Consider the following 21,591-nt stretch of genomic DNA (forward strand, 5'->3'; position numbering starts at 1 on the left):
CATGAGCGACGATGCGATGAAGCTGGTGGTGGTTGGCGCGGCGGGCCGCATGGGACAGGCGCTGATCCGCCTCATTCACGCCACCGAAGGCGTCACCCTGCATGCCGCCGTCGCCCGTCCCGGTTCGGCCTTCATCGGCAAGGATGCCGGCGAGATCGCCGGGCTGGGGCCGATCGGTATCCCCGTCACCGACGATCCGCTGGCGGCCTTCCTGCATGCAGAGGGCGTCATCGACTTCACCACGCCGGCCACCAGCGTCACCTTTTCCGGCCTCGCCGCCCAGGCCCGCATCGTCCACATCATCGGCACCACGGGCTGCTCGGCGGAAGACGAGGCCAAGTTCAAGGCCGCCGCCCGTCACGCCCGCATCGTCAAGTCGGGCAATATGGGCCTCGGAATCAACCTTCTGAGCGTGCTTGTCGAGCAGGCCGCGCGGGCACTGCCGCCGGCCGACTGGGATATCGAGGTGCTGGAAATGCACCACAAGCATAAGGTCGACGCGCCCTCGGGCACGGCGCTTTTGCTCGGCGAAGCCGCCGCCAAGGGGCGCGGCATCGATCTCAACGATCATTCCGTGCGGGTGCGCGACGGCCATACCGGTCCGCGCCCTGCGGGCGCCATCGGTTTCGCCACGCTGCGCGGCGGCGCCGTCATCGGCGATCACTCGGTCATCTTCGCCGGCGAAGGCGAGCGCCTGACGCTGTCCCACAGCGCCGGCGATCGCTCGCTGTTCGCCCGCGGCGCGCTTCAGGCCGCCCTCTGGGCGCGCGACAAGAAGCCCGGCCTCTATTCCATGCTCGATGTCCTCGGGCTTTCCACACGTTGATCCGATACCGGAGCGGTTCAGCATGGAACTGCTGAACCGCTCCGGCCTTTTATTGTCTCGCAATTCCGGACGGAAAACCGCTACGCACTTTTCCTGGAATTGCTTTACCAAGGAGTGACATTATGAGCGGTACTCTCGTCCTCGTTCGCCATGGGCAGAGCGACTGGAATTTGAAGAATCTCTTCACCGGCTGGAAGGACCCCGACCTGACCGCGCTCGGCATCGAGGAAGCCAGGACCGGCGGCAAGGCGCTGGCCGATTACGGCATCAAATACGACATCGCCTTCACCTCGGCATTGACGCGCGCGCAGCACACGCTGAAGATCATCCTCGATGAAGTCGGTCAGCCGGGGCTCGAAACCATCAAGGACCAGGCGCTGAACGAGCGCGACTACGGCGATCTCTCCGGCCTCAACAAGGACGACGCCCGCGCCAAGTGGGGCGAGGAGCAGGTCCACATCTGGCGCCGCTCCTACGACGTGCCGCCGCCCGGCGGCGAAAGCCTGCGTGACACCGGCGCCCGCGTCTGGCCCTATTACCTCACGGAAATCCTGCCGCGCGTGCTTGCCGGCCAGAAGGTGCTTGTCGCCGCCCACGGCAATTCGCTGCGTTCGCTGGTCATGGTCCTCGACCGGCTGACCAAGGAACAGATCCTGTCGCTCAACCTCGCGACCGGCGTACCGATGGTCTACAAGCTCAACGCCGACTCCACCGTCGCTTCCAAGGAAGTGCTCGGCGACATGTCCGGCGCGCATTGAACGCCTGAGCAGGAAAGCCGCCCCTCAGACGCTCGACGGCTGAGGGGTGGAAAATCCAGCCCCATGTGTTACATTGCACTACACATGTAACACATGGGGCGATTATGACGGACGCTACATTTACTTTTCGAGTTGAAGAAGACTTGAAGTCCGCATTCAGCGAAGCGGCGAAAGCGCATGATCAAACCGGCGCGCAATTGCTTCGGGCGTTCATGCGAGAGTATGTGAAACGTCAGCAAGACGAGGCCGACTATGATGTCTGGTTCCGCCAGCAGGTTCAGGCTGGTCTTGCTTCCGCCAATGCCGGCAATCTCATCCCCGCAGAGGACGTCGAGGCCGAATTCGCTGCCATGCGAGAAGAAACACGCCGCAGGCTAAGCGGCCAATCCTCGTGAAACTTGCCTGGACCCCCGAAGCAAGGGCCGACCGACACGCAATCTACAGCTACATCGAGGCGGACAACGCCGCTGCGGCTCTCACGCTCGACGAACTCTTCGTCAAGCGATCGACACAGCTTGCTGCATATCCATTGACCGGCCGACCCGGCCGCGTGTCTGGGACGCGAGAACTTGTCGTGCATAGAAACTATTTGCTGATCTATGATCTTGTAGACGAGACAGTGCGGATCATCCGCATTCTTCATGCCGCGCAGCAATGGCCGCCGAACGATGTGGGATCGGCTTCCTAACTCGAAGCCACTTACACCATCCTCAATTCTCCACCGTGAACCGCACCCGATCCGCTGCAAAGCGTGAGATCGAATATTGCACCGGCACGCCGTCGAGATCGGCGTTCAGTGCCCGCGTCGTCATGACGATGGCGCCAGGGGAGAGTTCGAGATCGGCGAGATCGCTTTCCTCCGCATGGGCGGCGGTGATTTCCGTGACGACACGCACATAATCGGCCACGCCGAGTTCGCGGAACGCCTTGGTGATCGAACCGGTGTCACGATAGATCTCGGCGATGTCGGCGAAACGCTCGGCGGGAAACCAGCTAGTGGCGCGCGAGACGGGGCGATGATCGGCCCGGCCGATCGTTTCCAGCCGGACGACAGCCGCGCCGGGCGCCAGCTTCAGCCAGCGCGCCACCTCCGCCGTGGCGCTTTCCCGGCTGGCCGCCACCAGCATGCTGCGCGCCTCTCGCGCCTGGTCGCCGATCCCTTGCGAAAACCGCGTCCGCTTCGAGATCGGGAAATTCAGCCGTTCCTTACGCTCGATCAGGGTGCCGCGCCCCTGCACGGCGCGAACGATGCCTTCCTGCCCCAAGGCGGCGAGCGCGCTGCGAACCGTATGCCGGTTGACGCCGAACTGCGAGGCGAGCACCGTTTCCGGCGGCACCATGCCCGTTTCATCGAAATCGCCCTGATTGATCGATGCGCGGATGCGGTCGGCAATCTGCCGCCAGAGCGCCACGCCCGTCTGCCTCTGTACCTTCTGCCCCGCCATATCACCCGCCTGCCCTGTCATACGCTTGTCACGTCCCCCCAATAGATATAAAACATACCTTGTATGGTTGTCTATATCAATAGACATTATTTGGGGATGACGCGATGAATTCAGCACAAAGGCAGGAAGCAGCCGCGCAGGAGCGTCGCGAACGCAAGCGCACGGCCGATCTTCTGGCACGAGCCGAACGTGACGAGCTCGATGCCGCCTGGGAAGCATTGCCGGAAAAACCGGCGATCCAGCCCGTGCGCGGGCCGGAGACCGGGCTCGTCATGGTGCGCGGCCGCATCGGCGGCGGCGGTTCGCCCTTCAACCTCGGCGAGGTCACGGTGACGCGCGCCACCGTCAAGCTCGCCTCCGGCACGGTGGGACACGCGCATGCGCTCGGCACCGACCGCGAGAAGGTGCGGCTGGCGGCGATCTTCGACGCGCTCTGGCATCAGCCGGCCACCAAGGATTTCGTCGAGAAAGCGATCCTGCTGCCGGTCACCGAGCGGATCGCCAGTCGCGACCGCAAGCGGGCGGAGGAAACGGCCGCCACCCGCGTCGATTTCTTCACCATGGTCCGCGGAGAAGACTGATGAGCCTTTCCAATAGCTCCACCATCCCCGACAGCGACGCATTGAGCGGCGGCTTCGGCAATCCGGTCTTCGACGCGCAGGGCGTCTTCAAGATGATGATGGACGCCATGGCGCGTCCGGGAACCTTGCAGACGGTCGCCGCCGACATCGCCCCGCCCGCCCCTCTCGGCATCGCCGCCGGCGCAGTCGGCCTCACCCTCTGCGACAACGACACGCCGGCCTGGCTTTCGTCCGGCCTCGCACGCTCGACCATGCCGGAATGGCTCGGCTTTCACACCGGCGCGCCGGTGACGCCGGAAAAACTGGAAGCGCGCTTCGCCTTCATCGAAGCCGGCGTGATCCTCGCCTCCCTCAACCAGTTCGATATCGGCACGCAGGAATATCCCGACCGCTCGACGACGATCGTGCTCGAGATCACCAGCCTCGAAGGTGGCAAAGAGCTGGCGCTTTCGGGTCCCGGCATTGCCGGCATCCGCATCATCGCGCCGGTCGGCCTGCCGGAGACGTTCCTGCGCTGCTGGAACGACAACCGCGCGCTCTTCCCGCGCGGCATCGACCTCGTTCTGACGGCGGGACGGCAGTTCCTTTGCCTGCCGCGCACCACCAAGATCATCGCGACGGAGATGTGACGCATGTATGTTGCCGTAAAAGGCGGCGAAGCCGCCATCGCCAATGCTCATCGGCTGCTGGCCGACCGTCGCCGCGGCGACCGCTCGCTGCCGGCGCTCGGCATCGACCAGATCGTCGCGCAACTGGCGCTCGCCGTCGACCGCGTCATGGCCGAAGCCTCGCTCTATGACCGCACGCTCGCCGCACTCGCCGTTCGCCAGGCGCGCGGCGACATGATCGAGGCGATCTTCCTGCTCAGAGCCTACCGCACGACGCTGCCACGCTTCGGCTATTCACGGCCGCTAGACACGGCGGCGATGAAGATCGAGCGCCGCATCTCCGCCACCTACAAGGACCTGCCGGGCGGCCAGCTTCTCGGCCCGACCTTCGACTATACCCACCGCCTGCTCGATCCGAGCCTGCTGACCGACGAGCCGGTGGACGAGCCGATGCAGCGGACCGTCGAGGACGACCGCGTGATGCGCGTCTCCGAAATTCTCGCCGAAGAAGGACTGATCGAGGCAGACGGCGACATGCCGATCGACCACGAGACCGGCGACCTGACGCGCGAGCCGATGGAATTCCCGATGACCCGCGACCTGCGCCTGCAGGCGCTGGCGCGCGGCGACGAGGGTTTTCTGCTGGCGCTCGGCTATTCGACACAGCGCGGCTACGGCCGCAACCACCCCTTCACCGGCGAAATCCGCATCGGCGAAGTCGAGGTCGAGCTCGACGTGCCGGAGCTCGGTTTTGCCGTGTCGCTCGGCTCCATCCAGGTGACCGAATGCCAGATGGTCAACCAGTTCAAGGGCTCTGCCAAGGCGCCACCGCAGTTCACACGCGGCTATGGCCTGGTCTTCGGCCAGAGCGAGCGCAAGGCCATGGCCATGTCGCTGGTCGACCGGGCGCTGCGCGCCGACGAACTCGGCGAGGACATCGTCGCGCCCGCCCAGGACGAGGAATTCGTCATCTCGCATTCCGACAACGTGCAGGCGACCGGCTTCGTCGAACATCTGAAGCTGCCGCATTATGTCGATTTCCAGGCCGAGCTCGACCTGGTGCGCCGCATGCGCCGCGATTTCGAAGCCGCCCGCGACGGCGGTATGGACCCGATGACGGAGGCAGCCGAATGACCGAACTCGCCACCTACAACTTCGCCTATCTCGACGAGCAAACCAAGCGGATGATCCGCCGCGCCATTCTCAAGGCGATCGCCATTCCCGGCTATCAGGTGCCTTTTGCTTCCCGCGAGATGCCGATGCCCTATGGCTGGGGCACGGGCGGCGTGCAGCTGACGGCGGCGATCATCGGGCCGGACGATGTGCTGAAAGTCATCGACCAGGGCGCCGACGATACCACCAACGCCGTTTCCATCCGCGCCTTCTTCCAGAAAGTGGCCAATGTCGCCGTCACCACCCGCACGGAGGAGGCGACCATCATCCAGACGCGCCACCGCATTCCGGAAGCCAAGCTCGGCCCCAACCAGGTGCTGGTCTATCAGGTGCCGATCCCGGAACCCTTACGCTTCCTCGAACCGCGCGAGACCGAGACCCGCAAGATGCATGCGCTCGAGGAATACGGTCTCATGCATGTGAAGCTCTACGAGGATATCGCCCGCAACGGCCGCATCGCCACCACCTATGCCTATCCGGTCAAGGTCGCCGGCCGCTATGTGATGGACCCCTCGCCGACGCCGAAATTCGACAATCCGAAAATGCATCTGTCGGATGCGCTGCAGCTGTTCGGCGCCGGCCGCGAAAAGCGCATCTACGCCGTGCCGCCGCATACCGAAGTCGTCAGCCTGGATTTCGAGGACCATCCCTTCGAAGTGCAGCGCTTCGACAAGCCCTGCGCGCTCTGCGGCGCCGAGCAGGTCTATCTTGACGAAGTGATCCTGGACGACAAGGGCGGACGGATGTTCGTCTGCTCCGACACCGATTTCTGCGAGGACCGCCGCGCCCATGGCCATGTCGGCCCCATGCTGGCGCCAAATGGGCTGGCAACCGATGGACTGCCTGGTAGCAAGGAGGCTGCCGAATGAGCGACACACCGCTTCTCAAGGTCAAGGATATCTCGAAGTTCTACGGCAGCCGCATCGGGTGCCGCGACGTCTCCTTCGAACTCTGGCCCGGCGAAGTGCTGGCCATCGTCGGCGAGAGCGGCTCGGGCAAGACCACCTTGCTGAACTGCATCTCGACACGGTTGCTGCCGACCACCGGCAGCGTCGAATACCACATGCGCGACGAGACCTATCGCGACCTCTTCCGCATGAACGAGGCGGAACGGCGCTTCCTGATGCGCACCGACTGGGGCTTCGTCCACCAGAACCCCGCCGACGGCTTGCGCATGACAGTCTCGGCCGGCGCCAATGTCGGCGAGCGGCTGATGGCGATCGGCAACCGCCACTATGGCAACATCCGCAACACCGCCATCGACTGGCTGGAGCGGGTCGAAATCGATGCCGACCGCATCGACGACCAGCCCCGCGCCTTCTCCGGCGGCATGCGCCAGCGCCTGCAGATCGCCCGCAATCTGGTGACCGGTCCGCGCCTGGTGTTCATGGACGAACCGACCGGCGGCCTCGACGTCTCCGTGCAGGCCCGCCTGCTCGACCTCGTACGCGGCCTCGTCAACGATCTCGGCCTGTCGGCGATCATCGTCACGCACGACCTCGCCGTCGCCCGGCTTCTGTCGCACCGGATGATGGTGATGAAGGATGGCCATGTCATCGAGCATGGTCTCACCGACCGCGTGCTCGACGATCCGCGCGAACCCTATACGCAATTGCTCGTCTCTTCGATCCTGCAGGTCTGAGGAAGGAACCATGGCAACTCCCCTCGTCGTTTCCGAAGTCTTCAAGAGCTTCACCATGCATCTGCGTGACGGCATCCGCCTGCCTGTCGTCGCCGATGTGTCCTTCTCGGTCGCCGCCGGCGAATGCGTCGTGCTCGGCGGTCCCTCCGGCATCGGCAAGAGCTCGCTCTTGAAGATGATCTACGGCAATTACGCCGTCGACAGCGGCCAGATCCTGGTCATGCACAAGGACAGGATCACCGATCTGGCCAAAGCCGACCCGCGCACCGTGCTCGATGTCCGCCGCCACACCATGGGCTATGTCAGCCAGTTCCTGCGCACCGTGCCGCGCGTCGCCGCCATCGACGTCATCGCCGAGCCGCTCCTGGCGCGCGGCGTGACGTCGGCCGAGGCTCGCGAAAAGGCGGCCGAACTGCTCGCGCAGCTCAACCTGCCGAAAGAGCTCTGGCAATTGCCGCCGGCCACCTTCTCCGGCGGCGAGCAGCAACGCGTCAACATCGCCCGCGGCTTCATCACCGATCACGCCATCCTTCTGCTCGACGAACCCACGGCCTCGCTCGACGCCAGGAACCGCGCTGTGGTGGTCGAGATGATCGAGCAGAAGAAGGAGGCCGGCGTCGCGCTTCTCGGCATCTTCCACGACGAGGAGGTGCGCGCGGCGGTCGGTAGCCGGATTCTCGACGTCTCCGAATTCTCGCCGAGAAAGGCCGCCGCATGAGCCGCAAACTGGGCGAAGCGCCCTTCATCAGCCCTTCGGCGAGCGTCAACAACTCGACGCTCGGCCGCTACACCGAGGTCTCCGACCGCTGCCGCATCGACGAGGTCGAGATCGGCGACTATTCCTACATCATGCAGGACGGCGCGGTGTGGTGCGCGACCATCGGCAAGTTCGTCAACATCGCCGCCAGCGTCCGCATCAACGCCACCAACCATCCGACCTGGCGGGCGACGCTGCATCACTTCACCTATCGCGCCGCCGATTATTGGCCGGATGCCGATATGGAGACCGACTTCTTCACCTGGCGGCGCGAGAACCGCGTCGTCATCGGCCATGACGTCTGGATCGGCCACGGCGCCACCATCCTGCCGGGCGTCACCGTCGGCAATGGCGCCGTCATCGGCGCCGGCGCGGTGGTTTCCAAGGATGTCGCGCCCTATGCGATCGTCGGCGGCGTGCCGGCCAAGCTCATCCGCGAGCGTTTCACCGCCGAGGTCGGCGCGCGCATGGACAAGCTTGCCTGGTGGGACTGGGATCACGCTACCCTGCGCACGGCGCTGGCCGATTTCCGCGCCCTTTCCGCCGAGGATTTTTTGAGCCGCTACGGTGCATGAAGCCGATTCCGGACGGCCAAGCCTGCCCGGAATCGCCAAACAATTCAGCCTCGGATATTGTTCGAGCGGGATCATGAAGGAGGAACCTGATGGCAAAACAATTCGCCAGTCTCGACGACCGGCTGCGCGACTTCATCGCGCGCCAGCACATCTTCTTCACGGCATCCGCCGCCAGGGATTCCCGCGTGAATGTCTCGCCGCGCGAGACGCTGTGTCTGCGCATCATCTCGCCGAATGCCGCCATCTATCTCGACCGGACCGGCAGCGGCAACGAAACCTCGGCGCACATGAAGGCCGATGGCCGGCTAACCATCATGTTCTGCGCCGTCGAGGGACCGCCGATGATCCTGCGCCTCTACGGCCGCGGCAGGATCATTCACCGGGAGACGGCCGAATACCGCGAGCTGCTGCACGCCCATTATGACGACAAGGAGCCGCTCGGCGCGCGCCAGATCGTCCGGCTGGATTTCGATCTCGTCCAGACCTCCTGCGGCTTCGGCGTGCCGCTCTTTTCCTATGAAGGCGAAAGACCAAGCATGGACCAATGGGCCAATGCCAAGGGTCCCGACGGCATCCAGGAATACTGGCGCGAGAAGAACGTCGTCAGCATGGACGGCCTGCCGACAGGTTTATTTGACGCCGAAAGCAACTAACACGGCTCAAAAGAATCTCCCGGCGCACCAATAGCGGGGGATTGTAACAATACTTACACAAATCCGACATCCGAGCTTCATGAAGCGGCGATAATCCGTTGCCTATACTTGGCGCACAGCCGCTCGAAATTCCATTTTTGGCCAGGGCACCGGCGCCTATTCATGGTTAGCAGCGCGACATCAATGCTTGCCGCGGATCAGGCGGCGGCGAAAGGGAAAGCTTCATGTTCGAGCTCAAGAATGTTTCGCGCCGGTTCGGAAACAAGCTTGCCGTCGATTCCGTGACGCTGGACATTCCGCAAGGACAGATGGTCGGCGTCATCGGCCGTTCGGGCGCCGGCAAATCGACGCTGCTGCGCATGATCAACCGCCTCGCCGATCCGACCTCCGGCTCGATCCATTTCGCCGGCACCGAAGTGTCCAAGCTGAGCGGCCGGGCGCTACGCAGCTGGCAGCGCGATTGCGCCATGATCTTCCAGCAGTTCAACCTCGTTCCGCGTCTCGACGTCTTGACCAATGTCATGCTCGGCCGTCTCAACCAGCGCTCGACCGTGATGAGCCTGCTTTCCGTCTTCACCCGCGAGGAGCGCATCGAGGCGATCGCGGCGCTGGAGCGCCTCGGCATCGAGCAGACAGCCCTGCAGATGGCCGGCACGCTGTCCGGCGGCCAGCAGCAGCGCGTCGCCATCTGCCGCGCCCTGATGCAGCAGCCGAAGATGATGCTGGCCGACGAGCCGATCGCCTCGCTCGATCCGCTGAACGCCAAGATCGTCATGGACGCGCTGCGCGACATCAACGAGCGCGAGGGCATCACCGTCATCACCAATCTGCATACGCTGGACACGGCCCGCAACTATTGCGAACGCATCGTCGGCATGGCGGCCGGCCGCGTCGTCTTCGACGGCAGGCCCTCCGACCTGACGGCCGCGGCCGTCAAGGAAATCTACGGCACCGACAAGGATGGCGCCGGCATCGACGAGACGATGACGTCGACATCGATCACGCTTTCCGATCCTTCCGCACAGGCAGCGGAAACCGCATCCGCCGGCACGCAACCGCTGGCACTGGCCGGTCTCTGAGAGACGGCCGCGATCGAAGGCCCGCGTCAAGGGCGCATTCTTCCAGACCGAAGACATCCGGGGACACCGGTTAATCAGGAGATAGACCCATGTTGAAGAAGACCCTTCTCGCAGCCACGGCGCTTCTGGCGCTCGCTGGCGGCGCTGCTGCCCAGGACCTCAAGGAATTCCGCGTCGGCATTCTCGGCGGCGAAAACGAAGCCGACCGCCTGCGCAACTATGCCTGCCTCTCCGACCACCTGAAGAAGGAATTCGGCTTCGAGAAGGTATCGCTGTTCCCGGCCGCCGATTATAACGGCGTCATTCAGGGCCTGCTTGGCGGCACGCTCGACTTCGCCGAACTCGGCGCTTCCGGCTACGCAGCCGTCGCCATCAAGGACCCGAAGGCCGTCACCCCGATCCTGACCACGCAGCAGGCCGACGGTTCGACCGGCTACTACTCGATCGGTCTCGCGCTGAAATCCTCCGGCATCAAGACCATCAAGGACGCCAAGGGCAAGAAGCTCGGTTATGCCGATCCGGACTCGACCTCGGGCTATCTCGTTCCGCTGACGCAGATCCCGAAGGACACGGGTGCCCCGAACGACAAGTTCTTCGCCTCGACCCAGTTCAACGGCGGCCACGAGAACAACCTGCTCGCCGCCTATGACGGCAAGGTCGACGTCGCCGTCGACGATTCCTCGGGCATCGGCGATTTCAAGGACGGTTACACCTCCGGCACCTTCCGCAAGGAAGTCGACAAGGGCACCGTCGATCCGAACAAGCTGGTCGAAGTCTGGCGTTCGCCGCTGATCCCGAACGGCCCGCTCGTCGTCCGCAACGCGCTCGGCACCGAATGGCAGACCAAGCTGACCGACTTCTTCCTGAAGCTGCCGACCGCCGACGCCAAATGCTTCAACGCCATCGAAGGCGGCGACTTCAAGGGTTACGTCAAGGTCAAGCCGGACTTCTACAACGCCGTTATCGACGTTCGCAAGGCTGCGATCGGCGGCTGATTTTTCTCCTGACAGCGAGGCGGCCGGTAACGGCCGCCTCTTTGCTATTTTCAAGGCGGTATTTTTGATGACGATTGCCGATACCCAGCCACAGATGCAGAGTGCCCGAGAGATCGGCGATGCCTGGAGCCGGATGGTGGCCCGCCGCCGCCTCTATACGGGCATCAGCCTAGCGATCCTGTTCATCGCCTTCGTCAGCTCCGTCCGCTTCGCCGACGAGAGCAATGCCGGCCATTTCTTCGAGCGCCTGCCGCATCTGTTCGATTTCCTGAGCTGGCTCATCCCCAAGGATTGGAACGATGTCTATCGCGCGCTCTTCGACCTGCCGAGCCCCAACGGCGCGAACGGCGCCGGCGGCGAGGAGTTCAATTTCCCGCTCGGCCGCGTCTATGTCTGGGGCGATTTCTATATTCCCGAATATTTCGAGCTGATGATCATCACGATCAACATCGCGCTGGTATCGACCATCATCGGCTTCATCTTCGCCGTGCCGCTCAGCTTCTTTGCCGCGCGCAACATGTCGCCTTCCAACCCGGTGCGGCTGGTGACGAAGCGCGTCATGGAATTCCTGCGCGCCTTTCCGGAGATCGTCATCGCCGGCCTGTTCTCGGCGATCCTGTCGATCGGCCCGATCGCCGCCATCATCGCCGTCGGCCTGCACACGATCGGCGCGCTCGGCAAGCTGTTCTACGAGGTCGTCGAGAATATCGACATGAAGCCGGATGAAGGCATGCGGGCCGTCGGCGCGAGCTGGACGGAGCGCGTCCGCTTCGCCGCCCTGCCGCAGGTGCTGCCGAATTTCATGTCCTATGCGCTGCTGCGCGTGGAGATCAACGTGCGCGCCTCCACCATCATCGGCGCCGTCGGCGGCGGCGGCATCGGCGAGGAGCTGAAACTGGCGATCTCGCGCGGCTTCGGCGCCAAGACGCTGGCGCTGGTGCTGCTGCTCTTCCTGACGATCATCGCCGTCGATCAGTTTTCCGCATGGCTGCGCCGCCGCCTCGTCGGCGAACACGCCTTCCTTCTGCAGCATTGAGGATTGCCCATGTCCGTCATCGACGCCGGCCGCATGCAGGACATCGAAGCCCGTTATCCGGAGATCCTGCACCGCTCCTTCCGCCAGCGCTTCGGCGCGCTGATGGTTTTCATCGGCCTCATCCTCTACGGCATCTACGCCGTCTGGTTCTTCGACCTGCCGAAGGTCATTTCGGAGGCGCGCTGGGAGCGTGTCGGCATCTATCTCAGCCAATGGGTCAGTTATGACGTACAGCCGGAGTTCCGCATTTCCGGCGACAAGATCAGCGTCAAATATCCGCGCTTCTCGCCGCTGGGCGACAATCCCCACCCCGATTGGGTGACGACCAATGCCGACGGCAGCCTGACGGTCTCGGTCAGCGGCACTAGCCGCAGCGTCACGGTAACCCCGACACAGGCGATCCTGACGGCGCATGGCGTCACCGTACCGGTCGACATCAGCGGTGACGTGCCGAAAGTGGTCGGCTCGCAGCCGGTGCCCGACTGGATGACCGTTTATGACGACAATATCCTCGCCAATATGGGCTTTGCCGGCGATGTCAGCATCTCCACGGACCGCGTGAAGATCCGCAAACGCTTCATCGGCTGGGCCAATTTCGTCTTCGACACCCATTCGCCCTTCTTCGACAAGCCGGCCGGCGAGGTGATCGGCCTGATCGTCTCCGGCCCGCGGCTCGACCCCGCGCAATCCAACCTTTCGCTCGCCTTCGACAATATCTGGAACAATGCCGCCTGGCAGCATGGCGACGTCTGGACCAAGCTGTTCCAGACCGTGGTCATGGCCTTCCTCGGCACGCTACTGGGCGCCGTCGTCGCCTTTCCGCTGGCCTTCCTCGCCGCGCGTAACATCACGCCGAACCGGCTGCTGAACCAGGTGCTGAAGCGCTTCTTCGATTTCCTGCGTTCGGTGGACATGCTGATCTGGGCGCTGTTCCTGACCCGCGCCTTCGGCCCCGGCCCGCTCGCCGGCAGCGGCGCGATTTTTCTCACCGAGACCGGTACGCTCGGCAAGCTCTATTCCGAGGGACTGGAGAATATCGACAACAAGCCGCGCGAGGGCGTGAAGTCCACCGGTTCCTCGACCATTCTGGTGCATCGCTATGGCATCGTGCCGCAGATCGTTCCGGTTTTCGTCAGCCAGACGCTCTATCAATGGGAATCGAATGTGCGCGGCGCCACCATCATCGGCGCGGTCGGCGCCGGCGGCATCGGCCTGAAACTCTGGGAGGCGATGCGCACCAATGCCAACTGGGAAAACGTCGCCTATATGGTGCTGCTGATCCTGCTCGTCGTCTTCCTGTTCGATGCCGCCTCCAATGCGCTGCGCTCGCGATTGATGGGCACGCGGAACAGATAGAAGCGCCGGAAAGAAAAATCGTAATGCATCATCATTTTGTCACGGGAATCCGGTAGCGCAGGCCCGGCAAGACTGCATTTGTCGCGCCGGCTTTAGCCGGATTCGATTCGCTGCCGCCTTGCCGCTCTTGCGGTTTGTCGCAAATCACCCAACAGTGTCCCGCGCAGCCGATTTTTCCAAGGAAGACAGCCTTGCGCTATGCTCTCTATTTCACGCCGCCCAAAGACGATCCGTTGACGTCCCTTGCCTCCCTCTGGCTCGGCCGCGATGCCTTTTCCAATGAGATCTTTTCCGACAAGGCTATCGGCGTCGTGCCCGCAAACCATGCCGAAATCATCGCCGAGCCGAGCCGCTACGGCTTTCACGCGACGCTGAAAGCGCCCTTCGAGCTGGCAAGCTCGGTCACGGAACGCGACCTTCTGGACGTGGCGGCCGATTTCGCCGCGCGCACGCCGGCCTTCACCATTCCCGAGCTGGTGCTCGGCCAGCTCGGCCAGTTCTTCGCACTCGTGCCGGGAACGCTCCACCCGCCGCTGCAGGATTTCGCCACCCAGGTGGTCAAGACGTTCGAGCCATTCCGCGCCGCTCTTTCCGAAGCCGATATCGCACGGCGCAAGCCGGAGGGATTGAGCGAGCCGGAGCGCGCAAACCTGCTGCGCTGGGGCTATCCCTATGTCTTCGACGAGTTCCGCTTTCATATGACGCTGACGGGCCGCATCGCCGCCGAACAGCAGGCCGGCATCCGCGACCTGCTCGGCGATCGTTTCGCCGACCACATCGGCAAGCCGCTCGCCATTTCCGGCCTCGCCATCTTCGTCGAAGAGGCGCGCGGCGCACCCTTTACCGTCCGTTCCTGGCTGCCGCTCGCCGGCGCCCAAAAGTGAAAGAGCCGACATGACCAAAGAAACCGTCCTCTCCAACGCCCGCATCGTCCTTGAAGACCAGATCGTCGACGGCTCCGTGCTGATCCGCGGCGGGCGGATCGCCGATATTTCCGAGGGCCGGTCCGCCGTCGGCGAGGATATCGAGGGTGACTATCTGATCCCCGGTCTGGTCGAGCTGCATACGGACCATCTCGAGGCGCATTATTCGCCACGCCCCGGCGTGCGCTGGAACAAGACGGCGGCCATCCAGGCGCATGACGCCCAGATCGTCACCTCCGGCATCACCACCGTCTTCGACTGCCTGCGCATGGGCTCGGACGAGGATGGCGGCTTCGAAAAAGGCGAGATGCGCGACATGGCCGACGCCATCCAGGCGGCGCAGCGCGAGGACCGGCTGCGCGCCGACCACCTGATCCACCTGCGCTGCGAGGTCTCCTCCGACAACGTCCTCGATCATTTCCAGGATTTCGAGAAGGACCCCTATGTCCGTCTGGTCTCGCTGATGGATCATGCGCCCGGCCAGCGCCAGTTCCAGACCATGGACCAGTACATCTTCTACTACCAGAAGAAGCGCGGCCTGAGCGACGAGGCCTTTGCCCGTTTCGTGGCCAAGCGGCAGGCGGAATCGGCCAGATATGCGAAGCCGCACCGCGACGCGATTTCCAAAGTCTGCACTGAGCGCGGCATCACCATCGCCAGCCATGACGACGCCACGCTCGCCCATGTCGACGAGGCGGTCGATTACGGCGTGCGCCTGGCGGAATTCCCGACCAGCATCGACGCCGCCAAGGCTTCGCACGGCGCCGGCATGAGCGTGCTGATGGGCGCCCCGAACATCGTGCGCGGCAAGTCGCATTCCGGCAATATCGCCGCCCGCGATCTCGCCGAGCTCGGCGTGCTCGACGTGCTCTCGTCCGACTATGTGCCGCTCAGCCTGCTGCATGCGCCCTTCATCCTCGCCGACGAGGTCGAAAGCATCTCGCTGCCGCGGGCGATCGCCATGGTGACGGCAACGCCCGCCAGGACCGTCAGCCTCGACGATCGCGGCCGCATCGCCGAGGGCCTGCGCGCCGATCTCGTGCGCGTTCGCCGCGATCACGGCGTGCCGGTGACGCGCTCCGTCTGGCGGGAAGGACGGCGCGTGGCATGACGCTGGAGGCGAGGACCAAGCCGGCTAATGATCTAAGAGCCGATACCGTCGGCATCATGGCCGTGGTCGTCGGCCCGAGCGGCGCGGGCAAGGATACGCTGATGAACCTCGCCGCCCGGCATTTCGCCGGCCGGCCGGACGTCCATTTCGTCCGCCGCGTCATCACCCGCGCGGGCGATCCCGGCAACGAGGATCACAAAAGCGTCTCCGACGCCGATTTCGACGCCATGGAACGGGCCGGCGCCTTCGCCGTCTCCTGGGAGGCGCATGGCCTGAAATACGGCATTCCCGCCGACGTCATGGACGAGCTCGCGCGCGGCAATCTGGTCATCGCCAATGGTTCGCGTTCGGTGTTGCACCGCTTCCAGGCTGTGTTTCCAAGGCTGAAGATCATCAATATTACGGCGCGGCGCGACGTTCTTGCGGAACGGCTGACGGCGCGCGGCCGCGAGAGCCGCGAGGATGTGATGAAGCGTCTGGAGCGCAGTTCGCTGACGGTTGAAGGCAGTTACGACGTGGCCGATATCGACAATAGCGGCACGCTGGAGGATGCCGAGCGCGCCATCATTGCGGTGCTGGAAGCGTTGATTGGGATGTGAAGAGCGGCATACGCGAAAAGGCCTATCTCGCCCTTGGCGGGATAGGCCACGCCCGCTCGTATCTCAATGCGCCTCATCCCAATTGTTCGCCGCCCGCGCATCCACCTTCAGCGGCACCGACATGTTGACCGCCGGCATCGCGGCATTTTCCATGACCGAAACGATGACCGGCGTCGAGCGCTCGACATCGGCGTCCTCGACCTCGAAGATCAGTTCGTCATGCACCTGTAAGAGCATGCGCACGCGGTCGCCAAGGCCGTCCGCGGCCAGCGCCGGTTCCATCTTGATCATGGCGCGACGGATGACGTCGGCGGCCGAACCCTGGATCGGCGCGTTGATGGATGCACGCTCGTTGAAGGCGCGCACCGAGGGGTTGGAGGAGCGGATTTCCGGGAAATGGATGCGACGGCCGAAGATCGTCTCGACATAGCCCTTGTCGCGCGCCGCCTGCTTGGTGCTTTCCATATAGTCGCGGATGCCGGGGAAGCGCTCGAAATACTTCTTGATGTAGTCGCCGGCTTCCGAGCGCTCGATGGAGAGCTGGTTGGCAAGGCCGAAGGCGGAAATGCCGTAGATGATGCCGAAGTTGATCGCCTTGGCGCGGCGGCGCACCTCGCTCGGCATGCCTTCCACCGGCACGCCGAACATTTCCGACGCCGTCATGGCATGAATGTCGATGCCGTCCTCGAAGGCCTGCTTGAGCTGCGGGATATCGGCGACGTGCGCCAGCACGCGCAGCTCGATCTGGCTGTAATCGGCCGAGACCAGCTTGTGGCCGGGCGTCGAGATGAAGGCGGTGCGGATCTTGCGACCTTCCGCCGTGCGCACCGGAATGTTCTGTAGGTTCGGTTCGGAGGAAGACAGCCGCCCGGTCGTGGTCGAAGCCAGCGAATAGGAGGTGTGGACGCGCTTGGTCTGAGGATGGACATAGCCTGGCAACGCATCCGTATAGGTCGATTTCAGCTTGGTAAGCTGGCGCCAGTCGACGATCTTGCGCGGCAGCTCGAAGCCGGCCGCCGCCAGGTCTTCCAGCACCTGCGCAGAGGTCGACCATTGCCCGGTCTTGGTCTTGCTGCCGCCGGCAAGGCCCATCTTGCCGAAGAGGATATCGCCGAGCTGCTTGGGCGAGCCGATATTGAAGCGCTCGCCGGCCAGCGTATAAATCTCGTCTTCCAGCCGTGCGGCGCCCTGCGCCAGCTCGCCGGACAAACGCGACAGGATCTGCCGGTCGATGGTGATGCCGCGCTCTTCCATATGGGCGAGCACCGGCACCAGCGGCCGTTCCAGACGCTCGTAGACGGTGGCGAGGCTCTCGGCCGCCAGCCGCGGCTTCAGCACCAGCCAGAGGCGCAGCGTCACATCGGCATCCTCGGCGGCATAGGCCGTGGCGCGATCAATATCGACCAGATCGAAGGTGACGTTGGACTTGCCGCTGCCGGCAACATCCTTGTAGGCGATCGGCGTGTGGCCGAGCCAGCGCTCCGACAGGCTGTCCATGCCATGCGTGGCGTTGGCGCCGCCGTCGAGCACGTAGGAGAGCAGCATCGTATCGTCGAAGGCCTTGGTCTCGATGCCGTAGCGCTTCATCAGCAGGTAATCGTATTTCAGGTTCTGCGCGATCTTGAGGACGGAGGTGTCCTCCAGCAGGTCCTTCAGCCGCGGCAGGGCGTCGCGCAGCGGGATCTGATTGTCCGCCAGCCCACCGCCGAGCAGGTCGCCGATGCCGTTCTTGTGGTTGAGCGGCACATAGGCGGCGCGGATGGAGGCGCCCGTGGGGTCGTCCTTGTTGTCGGCGATCGCCAGCGAAAAGCCGACGATTTCGGCCTGCATGACATCCAGCGACGTCGTCTCGGTGTCGAAGGCGACGAGGCCGGTTTCGCGGGCATCCGCGATCCAGCGGTCGAGGGTCGCGACGTCGCGGATGGTGACATATTTCGAACGATCGATCGGCGCGGTGGCGAAGCTTGCAGCGCGCGCCTTGGCGAGGTCGGCCGGTTCGCTCAGCCCTTCCACAGCCAGGCGCGGCTTGACCGCCGGCGCCGGAACGGAGGCGCCCTCGGCCGAAACGGTGCCGCCGGCAACCAGCTCGACATTGTCGCCGACATCCAGATCCGGACCGTGGGCGGTGTCACCCCATTCGACCGTGACATCGGAGGGCTCGATGGCCGCAGGATCGCAATCGCAGGCCTCGGCGACACGGCGCGTCAGCGAGGTGAATTCCATCGCCTTCAGGAAGCCGACCAGCTTCGGGCCGTTCTGCGGCTCGAGCACCAGCGCGTCGAGCGGCAGTTCCAGCGGCACGTCGGTCCTCAGCATCACCAGCTGACGCGAAATGCGGGCGAGGTCGGCATTGGCGATGATGTTCTCGCGGCGCTTCTGCTGCTTGATCTCGCCGGCGCGAGCGAGCAGCGTGTCGAGGTCGCCGAACTCCTCCAGAAGCTGCGCCGCCGTCTTCGGGCCGATGCCGGGGATGCCCGGCACGTTATCGACCGAATCGCCCGTCATGGCCTGCAGGTCGATCATCTTGTCCGGCGGCACGCCCCATTTCTCGATGACGTCGGGAATGCCGATCTGCTTGTCCTTCATGCTGTCATACATGTGGACCGTCGGCGTGACGAGCTGCATCAGATCCTTGTCGGAGGAGATGATGGTGACGTCGGCACCGGTCGCCTCGGCCTGGCGGGCATAGGTGGCGATGATATCGTCGGCTTCGAAACCATCGGTCTCGATGCAGGGCAGGTTGAAGGCGCGCGTCGCCTGGCGGATGAGGCCGAATTGCGGGATCAGCTCCTCCGGCGGCGCCGAGCGATTCGCCTTGTATTCAGGGAAGATGTCCTTGCGGAACGTCTTCGACGAATAGTCGAAGATGACGGCGAAATGGGTCGGCGTCACGCCGACCGACGTATCGCGCGCCGAGGTCAAAAGCTTCCACAGCATGTTGCAGAAACCGGAGACGGCGCCGACGGGCAAACCATCGGATTTGCGCGTCAGGGGCGGCAATGCATGGAAGGCCCGGAAAATGAATCCGGAGCCGTCGACGAGGAAGAGATGATCACCTTTTTTCATGGGAAGCATGGATAGCGTGGCGCTCCTCCAACGTCCATATAAAGTTCCGTCGGAGGCCGCGCGGACCGGCGAAATCTCTCACTGAAACGTTACCAATTTTTAATCAATCTAATCTGCGTGCTCCCTTGAAAAACCATATTTGCAGCCTCATCTCATACTCACCGGCGATTGATTACGCCGAGGGTCTGACAACCGGCCTGTCCCCCGCCATGTCAGACTTGGACAAAGGCCTATCCCCCTCTCCGGGCCTTTGTCCCCCTTTTCAGAGCCGCCATGGCGCCCCCTCCAGGCCATGGCGGCTTTTCTATGCAAACACCCCACGACAAGACCCGCAAAGCTGGCCGGAAATGCCGCTTGAATCGGCAGACGCCCGGTGAACCCGCGCAAGAATTGCCGATTGTTTTGGCATGGAATACTGGCATACTTACAATCATGGGATTTAACCGGATGGACTCCGCAGCCTACCTTGCCAACCAGATGGCAAAGGGATTTGCCCGCTCGTTGCAACAGCGCGCGGTCAGGCTCGGCTTTTCGCCCGGCCAGTTTCCGATCCTGCTGGAATTGTGGTCGGAAGACGGGCTGACGCAGAAGCAGCTTTTGGAGCGTGTCGACATAGAACAGGCGACGATGGCCAATACGCTGTCGCGCATGGAGCGCGACGGGCTGGTGGAGCGCCGGCCGCATCCTTCCGACAAGCGCGCGCAGCTGATCTTCCTCACCGGCCGGGCGGCTGCGATGCAGGTGGAGGCCGTCGAGGCGGCGATGGCGGCGGACAAGGACCTGTTCCGCGGCTTCCGCAACTTCGAACGCGAGCTGCTTCTCGAATATATCCGCCGCATCCTGGAAAACGCCAAGCATCTCTAGACGGCTCGGCAAGCGCCCCCGGGGCCAGCGACGAAACGCCCGAAATTTTCGAGGTTTTCCGCCTCGAAACCGCGCGGGCTTTGGTCTATCGTCCAGCCAATTTCCATGTAAGGAGTCGGACATGACCGATGTATCGCCCGTTCTGGATCGCGCGGATCAGAACCTTCCGTCCAGCCTCGACAATCTGTTCGAACTGCTGCGCATCCCCTCCATCTCGACCGATCCGGCCTACAAGCCGGAATGCCGCAAGGCCGCGGAATGGCTCGTCTCCTACCTGACCAAGCTCGGCTTTTCCGCCTCGGTGCGCGACACGCCCGGCCACCCGATGGTTGTCGCCCATCACGAGGCGGCTAGCGCCGATGCGCCGCATGTCCTGTTCTACGGCCATTACGACGTGCAGCCGGTCGATCCGATCGAGCTGTGGGACAGCGATCCCTTCGCACCCGCCATCAAGGATCTCGGCAATGGCCGCAAGATCCTGACGGGGCGCGGCACCTCCGACGACAAGGGCCAGCTGATGACCTTCGTCGAGGCCGTCCGCGCCTACAAGGAAGTCAAGGGTGCGCTGCCGGTACGCGTCACCATCCTGTTCGAGGGCGAGGAGGAATCCGGCTCGCCGTCGCTGAAGCCCTTCCTCGAGGCCAATGCCGCCGAGCTGAAGGCGGATTATGCGCTGGTCTGCGACACCGGCATGTGGGATGGCGATACGCCGGCGATCTCGGCCGGCCTGCGCGGCCTCGTCGGCGAGGAGATCATCGTCAGTGCCGCCGATCGCGACCTGCATTCGGGCATGTTCGGCGGTGCCGCCGCCAATCCGATCCACATTCTCTCCGAGATTCTCGCCGGCCTGCACGACGAGACCGGCCGCGTCACGCTCGACGGCTTCTATGACGGCGTCGAGGAAACGCCGAGCAACATCAAGGCCTCCTGGGAGACGCTCGGGATGACGACGGAGAAGTTCCTCGGCGAAGTCGGCCTGTCCATTCCCTCGGGGGAAAAGGGCCGTTCGGTGATGGAACTGATCTGGGCGCGGCCGACGGCGGAGGTCAACGGCATCACCGGCGGCTATACCGGCGCCGGCTTCAAGACCGTGATCGCCGCCAAGGCATCGGCGAAGATCTCCTTCCGCCTGGTCGGTCAGCAGAACCCGGCGGCGATCCGCGACAGCTTCCGCGCCTATGTCCGCTCGAAGATCCCGGCCGACTGCTCGGTGGAATTCCTGGAACATGGCGCCTCGCCGGCCATCCAGCTTTCCTACGATTCGCCAGTCCTGACCAAGGCGAAGAACGCGCTTTCCAGCGAATGGCCGAAACCGGCCATCGTCATCGGCATGGGTGGCTCGATCCCGATCGTCGGCGATTTCCAGAAGATGCTCGGCATGGAGTCGCTGCTGGTCGGATTTGGTCTTTCCGACGACCGCATCCATTCGCCGAACGAGAAATACGAGCTGCGGTCCTACCACAAGGGCATCCGCTCCTGGGTCCGCATCCTCGACGCGCTCGCAGCCTGAGTGACCGGCGGGACGCGCGATCCGGACGCGCGTC

23 protein-coding genes are annotated in these 21,591 nt (G+C 63.9%); 21 read left to right on the forward strand and 2 right to left on the reverse strand.

The genetic code is table 11. The annotated features are described in order from the left end of the window. Position 1: 1 nt before the first annotated feature. The 4 genes from dapB to FHX11_RS28815 all read left to right on the forward strand — a co-directional run bounded on the left by dapB (position 2) and on the right by FHX11_RS28815 (position 2,272). The gene (gene dapB / locus FHX11_RS28800) at positions 2 to 826 is read left to right on the forward strand and encodes a 4-hydroxy-tetrahydrodipicolinate reductase (protein WP_184364464.1); all 825 of its coding nucleotides are present in this window, start codon (positions 2 to 4) and stop codon (positions 824 to 826) included. A 122-nt stretch (positions 827 to 948) separates the two neighbouring features. Continuing rightward, positions 949 to 1,584, forward strand: a complete 636-nt coding sequence (locus FHX11_RS28805) for a 2,3-bisphosphoglycerate-dependent phosphoglycerate mutase (RefSeq protein ID WP_184364468.1) — start codon at positions 949 to 951, stop codon at positions 1,582 to 1,584. Between the two features lie 104 nt (positions 1,585 to 1,688). Next, complete coding sequence (locus FHX11_RS28810; protein ID WP_184364473.1) at positions 1,689 to 1,979, forward strand: hypothetical protein; 291 nt, start codon at positions 1,689 to 1,691, stop codon at positions 1,977 to 1,979. Next, on the forward strand, positions 1,976 to 2,272 hold the full coding sequence (locus tag FHX11_RS28815; protein ID WP_184364478.1) for a type II toxin-antitoxin system RelE/ParE family toxin: 297 nt from the start codon (positions 1,976 to 1,978) through the stop codon (positions 2,270 to 2,272). Before FHX11_RS28810 ends, FHX11_RS28815 begins: the two co-directional genes overlap by 4 nt. A 22-nt stretch (positions 2,273 to 2,294) precedes the next feature. On the opposite strand, the gene phnF is transcribed toward FHX11_RS28815, so the two are convergent. Next, positions 2,295 to 3,029: a phosphonate metabolism transcriptional regulator PhnF gene (gene phnF, locus FHX11_RS28820; RefSeq protein WP_184364484.1), complete on the reverse strand. Its 735-nt coding sequence runs from the start codon at positions 3,027 to 3,029 to the stop codon at positions 2,295 to 2,297. Between the two features lie 104 nt (positions 3,030 to 3,133). On the opposite strand from phnF, the gene phnG reads away from it, so the two are divergent. The 15 genes from phnG to phnN all read left to right on the forward strand — a co-directional run bounded on the left by phnG (position 3,134) and on the right by phnN (position 16,117). Then, positions 3,134 to 3,610 carry a phosphonate C-P lyase system protein PhnG gene (gene phnG, locus FHX11_RS28825; RefSeq protein ID WP_184364499.1) on the forward strand — a complete coding sequence of 159 codons (477 nt, stop codon included), beginning with the start codon at positions 3,134 to 3,136 and terminating at the stop codon, positions 3,608 to 3,610. Continuing rightward, a complete protein-coding gene (gene phnH, locus FHX11_RS28830) occupies positions 3,610 to 4,239 on the forward strand; it encodes a phosphonate C-P lyase system protein PhnH (protein WP_184364503.1) in 630 nt (209 codons plus the stop codon). Before phnG ends, phnH begins: the two co-directional genes overlap by 1 nt. 3 nt (positions 4,240 to 4,242) lie before the next feature. After that, positions 4,243 to 5,352, forward strand: a complete 1,110-nt coding sequence (locus FHX11_RS28835; protein ID WP_184364509.1) for a carbon-phosphorus lyase complex subunit PhnI — start codon at positions 4,243 to 4,245, stop codon at positions 5,350 to 5,352. Next, the gene (locus FHX11_RS28840) at positions 5,349 to 6,260 is read left to right on the forward strand and encodes an alpha-D-ribose 1-methylphosphonate 5-phosphate C-P-lyase PhnJ (RefSeq protein WP_184364516.1); all 912 of its coding nucleotides are present in this window, start codon (positions 5,349 to 5,351) and stop codon (positions 6,258 to 6,260) included. Before FHX11_RS28835 ends, FHX11_RS28840 begins: the two co-directional genes overlap by 4 nt. Beyond that, the gene (gene phnK / locus FHX11_RS28845) at positions 6,257 to 7,033 is read left to right on the forward strand and encodes a phosphonate C-P lyase system protein PhnK (RefSeq protein ID WP_184364522.1); all 777 of its coding nucleotides are present in this window, start codon (positions 6,257 to 6,259) and stop codon (positions 7,031 to 7,033) included. The genes FHX11_RS28840 and phnK overlap by 4 nt, the downstream gene beginning before the upstream one ends. Before the next feature lie 10 nt (positions 7,034 to 7,043). Next, positions 7,044 to 7,751, forward strand: a complete 708-nt coding sequence (gene phnL, locus FHX11_RS28850; protein ID WP_184364535.1) for a phosphonate C-P lyase system protein PhnL — start codon at positions 7,044 to 7,046, stop codon at positions 7,749 to 7,751. After that, entirely contained in the window at positions 7,748 to 8,365 is a 618-nt protein-coding gene (locus FHX11_RS28855) for a DapH/DapD/GlmU-related protein (RefSeq protein ID WP_184364540.1), read from the forward strand. The genes phnL and FHX11_RS28855 overlap by 4 nt, the downstream gene beginning before the upstream one ends. A gap of 89 nt (positions 8,366 to 8,454) precedes the next feature. Beyond that, positions 8,455 to 9,018 carry a pyridoxamine 5'-phosphate oxidase family protein gene (locus FHX11_RS28860; RefSeq protein ID WP_184364546.1) on the forward strand — a complete coding sequence of 188 codons (564 nt, stop codon included), beginning with the start codon at positions 8,455 to 8,457 and terminating at the stop codon, positions 9,016 to 9,018. A gap of 224 nt (positions 9,019 to 9,242) precedes the next feature. Next, positions 9,243 to 10,097, forward strand: a complete 855-nt coding sequence (gene phnC, locus FHX11_RS28865) for a phosphonate ABC transporter ATP-binding protein (protein WP_184364559.1) — start codon at positions 9,243 to 9,245, stop codon at positions 10,095 to 10,097. A gap of 89 nt (positions 10,098 to 10,186) precedes the next feature. After that, positions 10,187 to 11,092 carry a phosphonate ABC transporter substrate-binding protein gene (gene phnD / locus FHX11_RS28870; RefSeq protein ID WP_184364564.1) on the forward strand — a complete coding sequence of 302 codons (906 nt, stop codon included), beginning with the start codon at positions 10,187 to 10,189 and terminating at the stop codon, positions 11,090 to 11,092. A 67-nt stretch (positions 11,093 to 11,159) separates the two neighbouring features. After that, the gene (gene phnE, locus FHX11_RS28875) at positions 11,160 to 12,128 is read left to right on the forward strand and encodes a phosphonate ABC transporter, permease protein PhnE (protein WP_184364576.1); all 969 of its coding nucleotides are present in this window, start codon (positions 11,160 to 11,162) and stop codon (positions 12,126 to 12,128) included. 9 nt (positions 12,129 to 12,137) lie between these two features. Beyond that, positions 12,138 to 13,484 carry a phosphonate ABC transporter, permease protein PhnE gene (phnE, locus tag FHX11_RS28880; protein WP_184364578.1) on the forward strand — a complete coding sequence of 449 codons (1,347 nt, stop codon included), beginning with the start codon at positions 12,138 to 12,140 and terminating at the stop codon, positions 13,482 to 13,484. Between the two features lie 191 nt (positions 13,485 to 13,675). After that, a complete protein-coding gene (locus FHX11_RS28885; protein ID WP_184364583.1) occupies positions 13,676 to 14,368 on the forward strand; it encodes a DUF1045 domain-containing protein in 693 nt (230 codons plus the stop codon). A 10-nt stretch (positions 14,369 to 14,378) separates the two neighbouring features. Continuing rightward, a complete protein-coding gene (locus FHX11_RS28890) occupies positions 14,379 to 15,518 on the forward strand; it encodes an alpha-D-ribose 1-methylphosphonate 5-triphosphate diphosphatase (protein ID WP_184364590.1) in 1,140 nt (379 codons plus the stop codon). Next, complete coding sequence (gene phnN, locus FHX11_RS28895) at positions 15,515 to 16,117, forward strand: phosphonate metabolism protein/1,5-bisphosphokinase (PRPP-forming) PhnN (protein WP_184364601.1); 603 nt, start codon at positions 15,515 to 15,517, stop codon at positions 16,115 to 16,117. Before FHX11_RS28890 ends, phnN begins: the two co-directional genes overlap by 4 nt. Positions 16,118 to 16,180: 63 nt before the next feature. Here phnN and polA read toward each other — a convergent pair whose 3' ends face one another. Continuing rightward, on the reverse strand, positions 16,181 to 19,183 hold the full coding sequence (gene polA / locus FHX11_RS28900; protein ID WP_184364606.1) for a DNA polymerase I: 3,003 nt from the start codon (positions 19,181 to 19,183) through the stop codon (positions 16,181 to 16,183). Between the two features lie 447 nt (positions 19,184 to 19,630). On the opposite strand from polA, the gene FHX11_RS28905 reads away from it, so the two are divergent. Together FHX11_RS28905 and FHX11_RS28910 are read left to right on the forward strand one after the other, a co-directional pair. Then, positions 19,631 to 20,047, forward strand: coding sequence for a MarR family transcriptional regulator (locus FHX11_RS28905; RefSeq protein WP_184364621.1), 417 nt, complete (start codon positions 19,631 to 19,633; stop codon positions 20,045 to 20,047). 121 nt (positions 20,048 to 20,168) lie between these two features. Next, positions 20,169 to 21,557, forward strand: a complete 1,389-nt coding sequence (locus FHX11_RS28910) for a dipeptidase (protein ID WP_184364623.1) — start codon at positions 20,169 to 20,171, stop codon at positions 21,555 to 21,557. The last annotated feature ends 34 nt before the right edge of the window (positions 21,558 to 21,591 follow it).

This window comes from Rhizobium sp. BK602 (genome assembly GCF_014195095.1).
Classification (GTDB): domain Bacteria; phylum Pseudomonadota; class Alphaproteobacteria; order Rhizobiales; family Rhizobiaceae; genus Rhizobium.

Excerpts from the sequence above, each read along its gene's own strand:
- FHX11_RS28860 (WP_184364546.1), top strand. The coding sequence starts at position 8,455 with ATGGCAAAACAATTCGCCAGTCTCGACGACCGGCTGCGCGACTTCATC.
- FHX11_RS28890 (WP_184364590.1), top strand. The coding sequence starts at position 14,379 with ATGACCAAAGAAACCGTCCTCTCCAACGCCCGCATCGTCCTTGAAGAC.
- phnL (WP_184364535.1), top strand. The coding sequence starts at position 7,044 with ATGGCAACTCCCCTCGTCGTTTCCGAAGTCTTCAAGAGCTTCACCATG.
- dapB (WP_184364464.1), top strand. The coding sequence starts at position 2 with ATGAGCGACGATGCGATGAAGCTGGTGGTGGTTGGCGCGGCGGGCCGC.
- phnN (WP_184364601.1), top strand. The coding sequence starts at position 15,515 with ATGACGCTGGAGGCGAGGACCAAGCCGGCTAATGATCTAAGAGCCGAT.
- phnH (WP_184364503.1), top strand. The coding sequence starts at position 3,610 with ATGAGCCTTTCCAATAGCTCCACCATCCCCGACAGCGACGCATTGAGC.
- phnF (WP_184364484.1), bottom strand. The coding sequence starts at position 3,029 with ATGGCGGGGCAGAAGGTACAGAGGCAGACGGGCGTGGCGCTCTGGCGG.
- FHX11_RS28805 (WP_184364468.1), top strand. The coding sequence starts at position 949 with ATGAGCGGTACTCTCGTCCTCGTTCGCCATGGGCAGAGCGACTGGAAT.
- phnE (WP_184364578.1), top strand. The coding sequence starts at position 12,138 with ATGTCCGTCATCGACGCCGGCCGCATGCAGGACATCGAAGCCCGTTAT.
- phnG (WP_184364499.1), top strand. The coding sequence starts at position 3,134 with ATGAATTCAGCACAAAGGCAGGAAGCAGCCGCGCAGGAGCGTCGCGAA.
- FHX11_RS28905 (WP_184364621.1), top strand. The coding sequence starts at position 19,631 with ATGGACTCCGCAGCCTACCTTGCCAACCAGATGGCAAAGGGATTTGCC.
- FHX11_RS28840 (WP_184364516.1), top strand. The coding sequence starts at position 5,349 with ATGACCGAACTCGCCACCTACAACTTCGCCTATCTCGACGAGCAAACC.
- phnE (WP_184364576.1), top strand. The coding sequence starts at position 11,160 with ATGACGATTGCCGATACCCAGCCACAGATGCAGAGTGCCCGAGAGATC.
- phnC (WP_184364559.1), top strand. The coding sequence starts at position 9,243 with ATGTTCGAGCTCAAGAATGTTTCGCGCCGGTTCGGAAACAAGCTTGCC.
- phnK (WP_184364522.1), top strand. The coding sequence starts at position 6,257 with ATGAGCGACACACCGCTTCTCAAGGTCAAGGATATCTCGAAGTTCTAC.
- phnD (WP_184364564.1), top strand. The coding sequence starts at position 10,187 with ATGTTGAAGAAGACCCTTCTCGCAGCCACGGCGCTTCTGGCGCTCGCT.
- FHX11_RS28855 (WP_184364540.1), top strand. The coding sequence starts at position 7,748 with ATGAGCCGCAAACTGGGCGAAGCGCCCTTCATCAGCCCTTCGGCGAGC.
- FHX11_RS28835 (WP_184364509.1), top strand. The coding sequence starts at position 4,243 with ATGTATGTTGCCGTAAAAGGCGGCGAAGCCGCCATCGCCAATGCTCAT.
- FHX11_RS28910 (WP_184364623.1), top strand. The coding sequence starts at position 20,169 with ATGACCGATGTATCGCCCGTTCTGGATCGCGCGGATCAGAACCTTCCG.
- FHX11_RS28810 (WP_184364473.1), top strand. The coding sequence starts at position 1,689 with ATGACGGACGCTACATTTACTTTTCGAGTTGAAGAAGACTTGAAGTCC.
- polA (WP_184364606.1), bottom strand. The coding sequence starts at position 19,183 with ATGAAAAAAGGTGATCATCTCTTCCTCGTCGACGGCTCCGGATTCATT.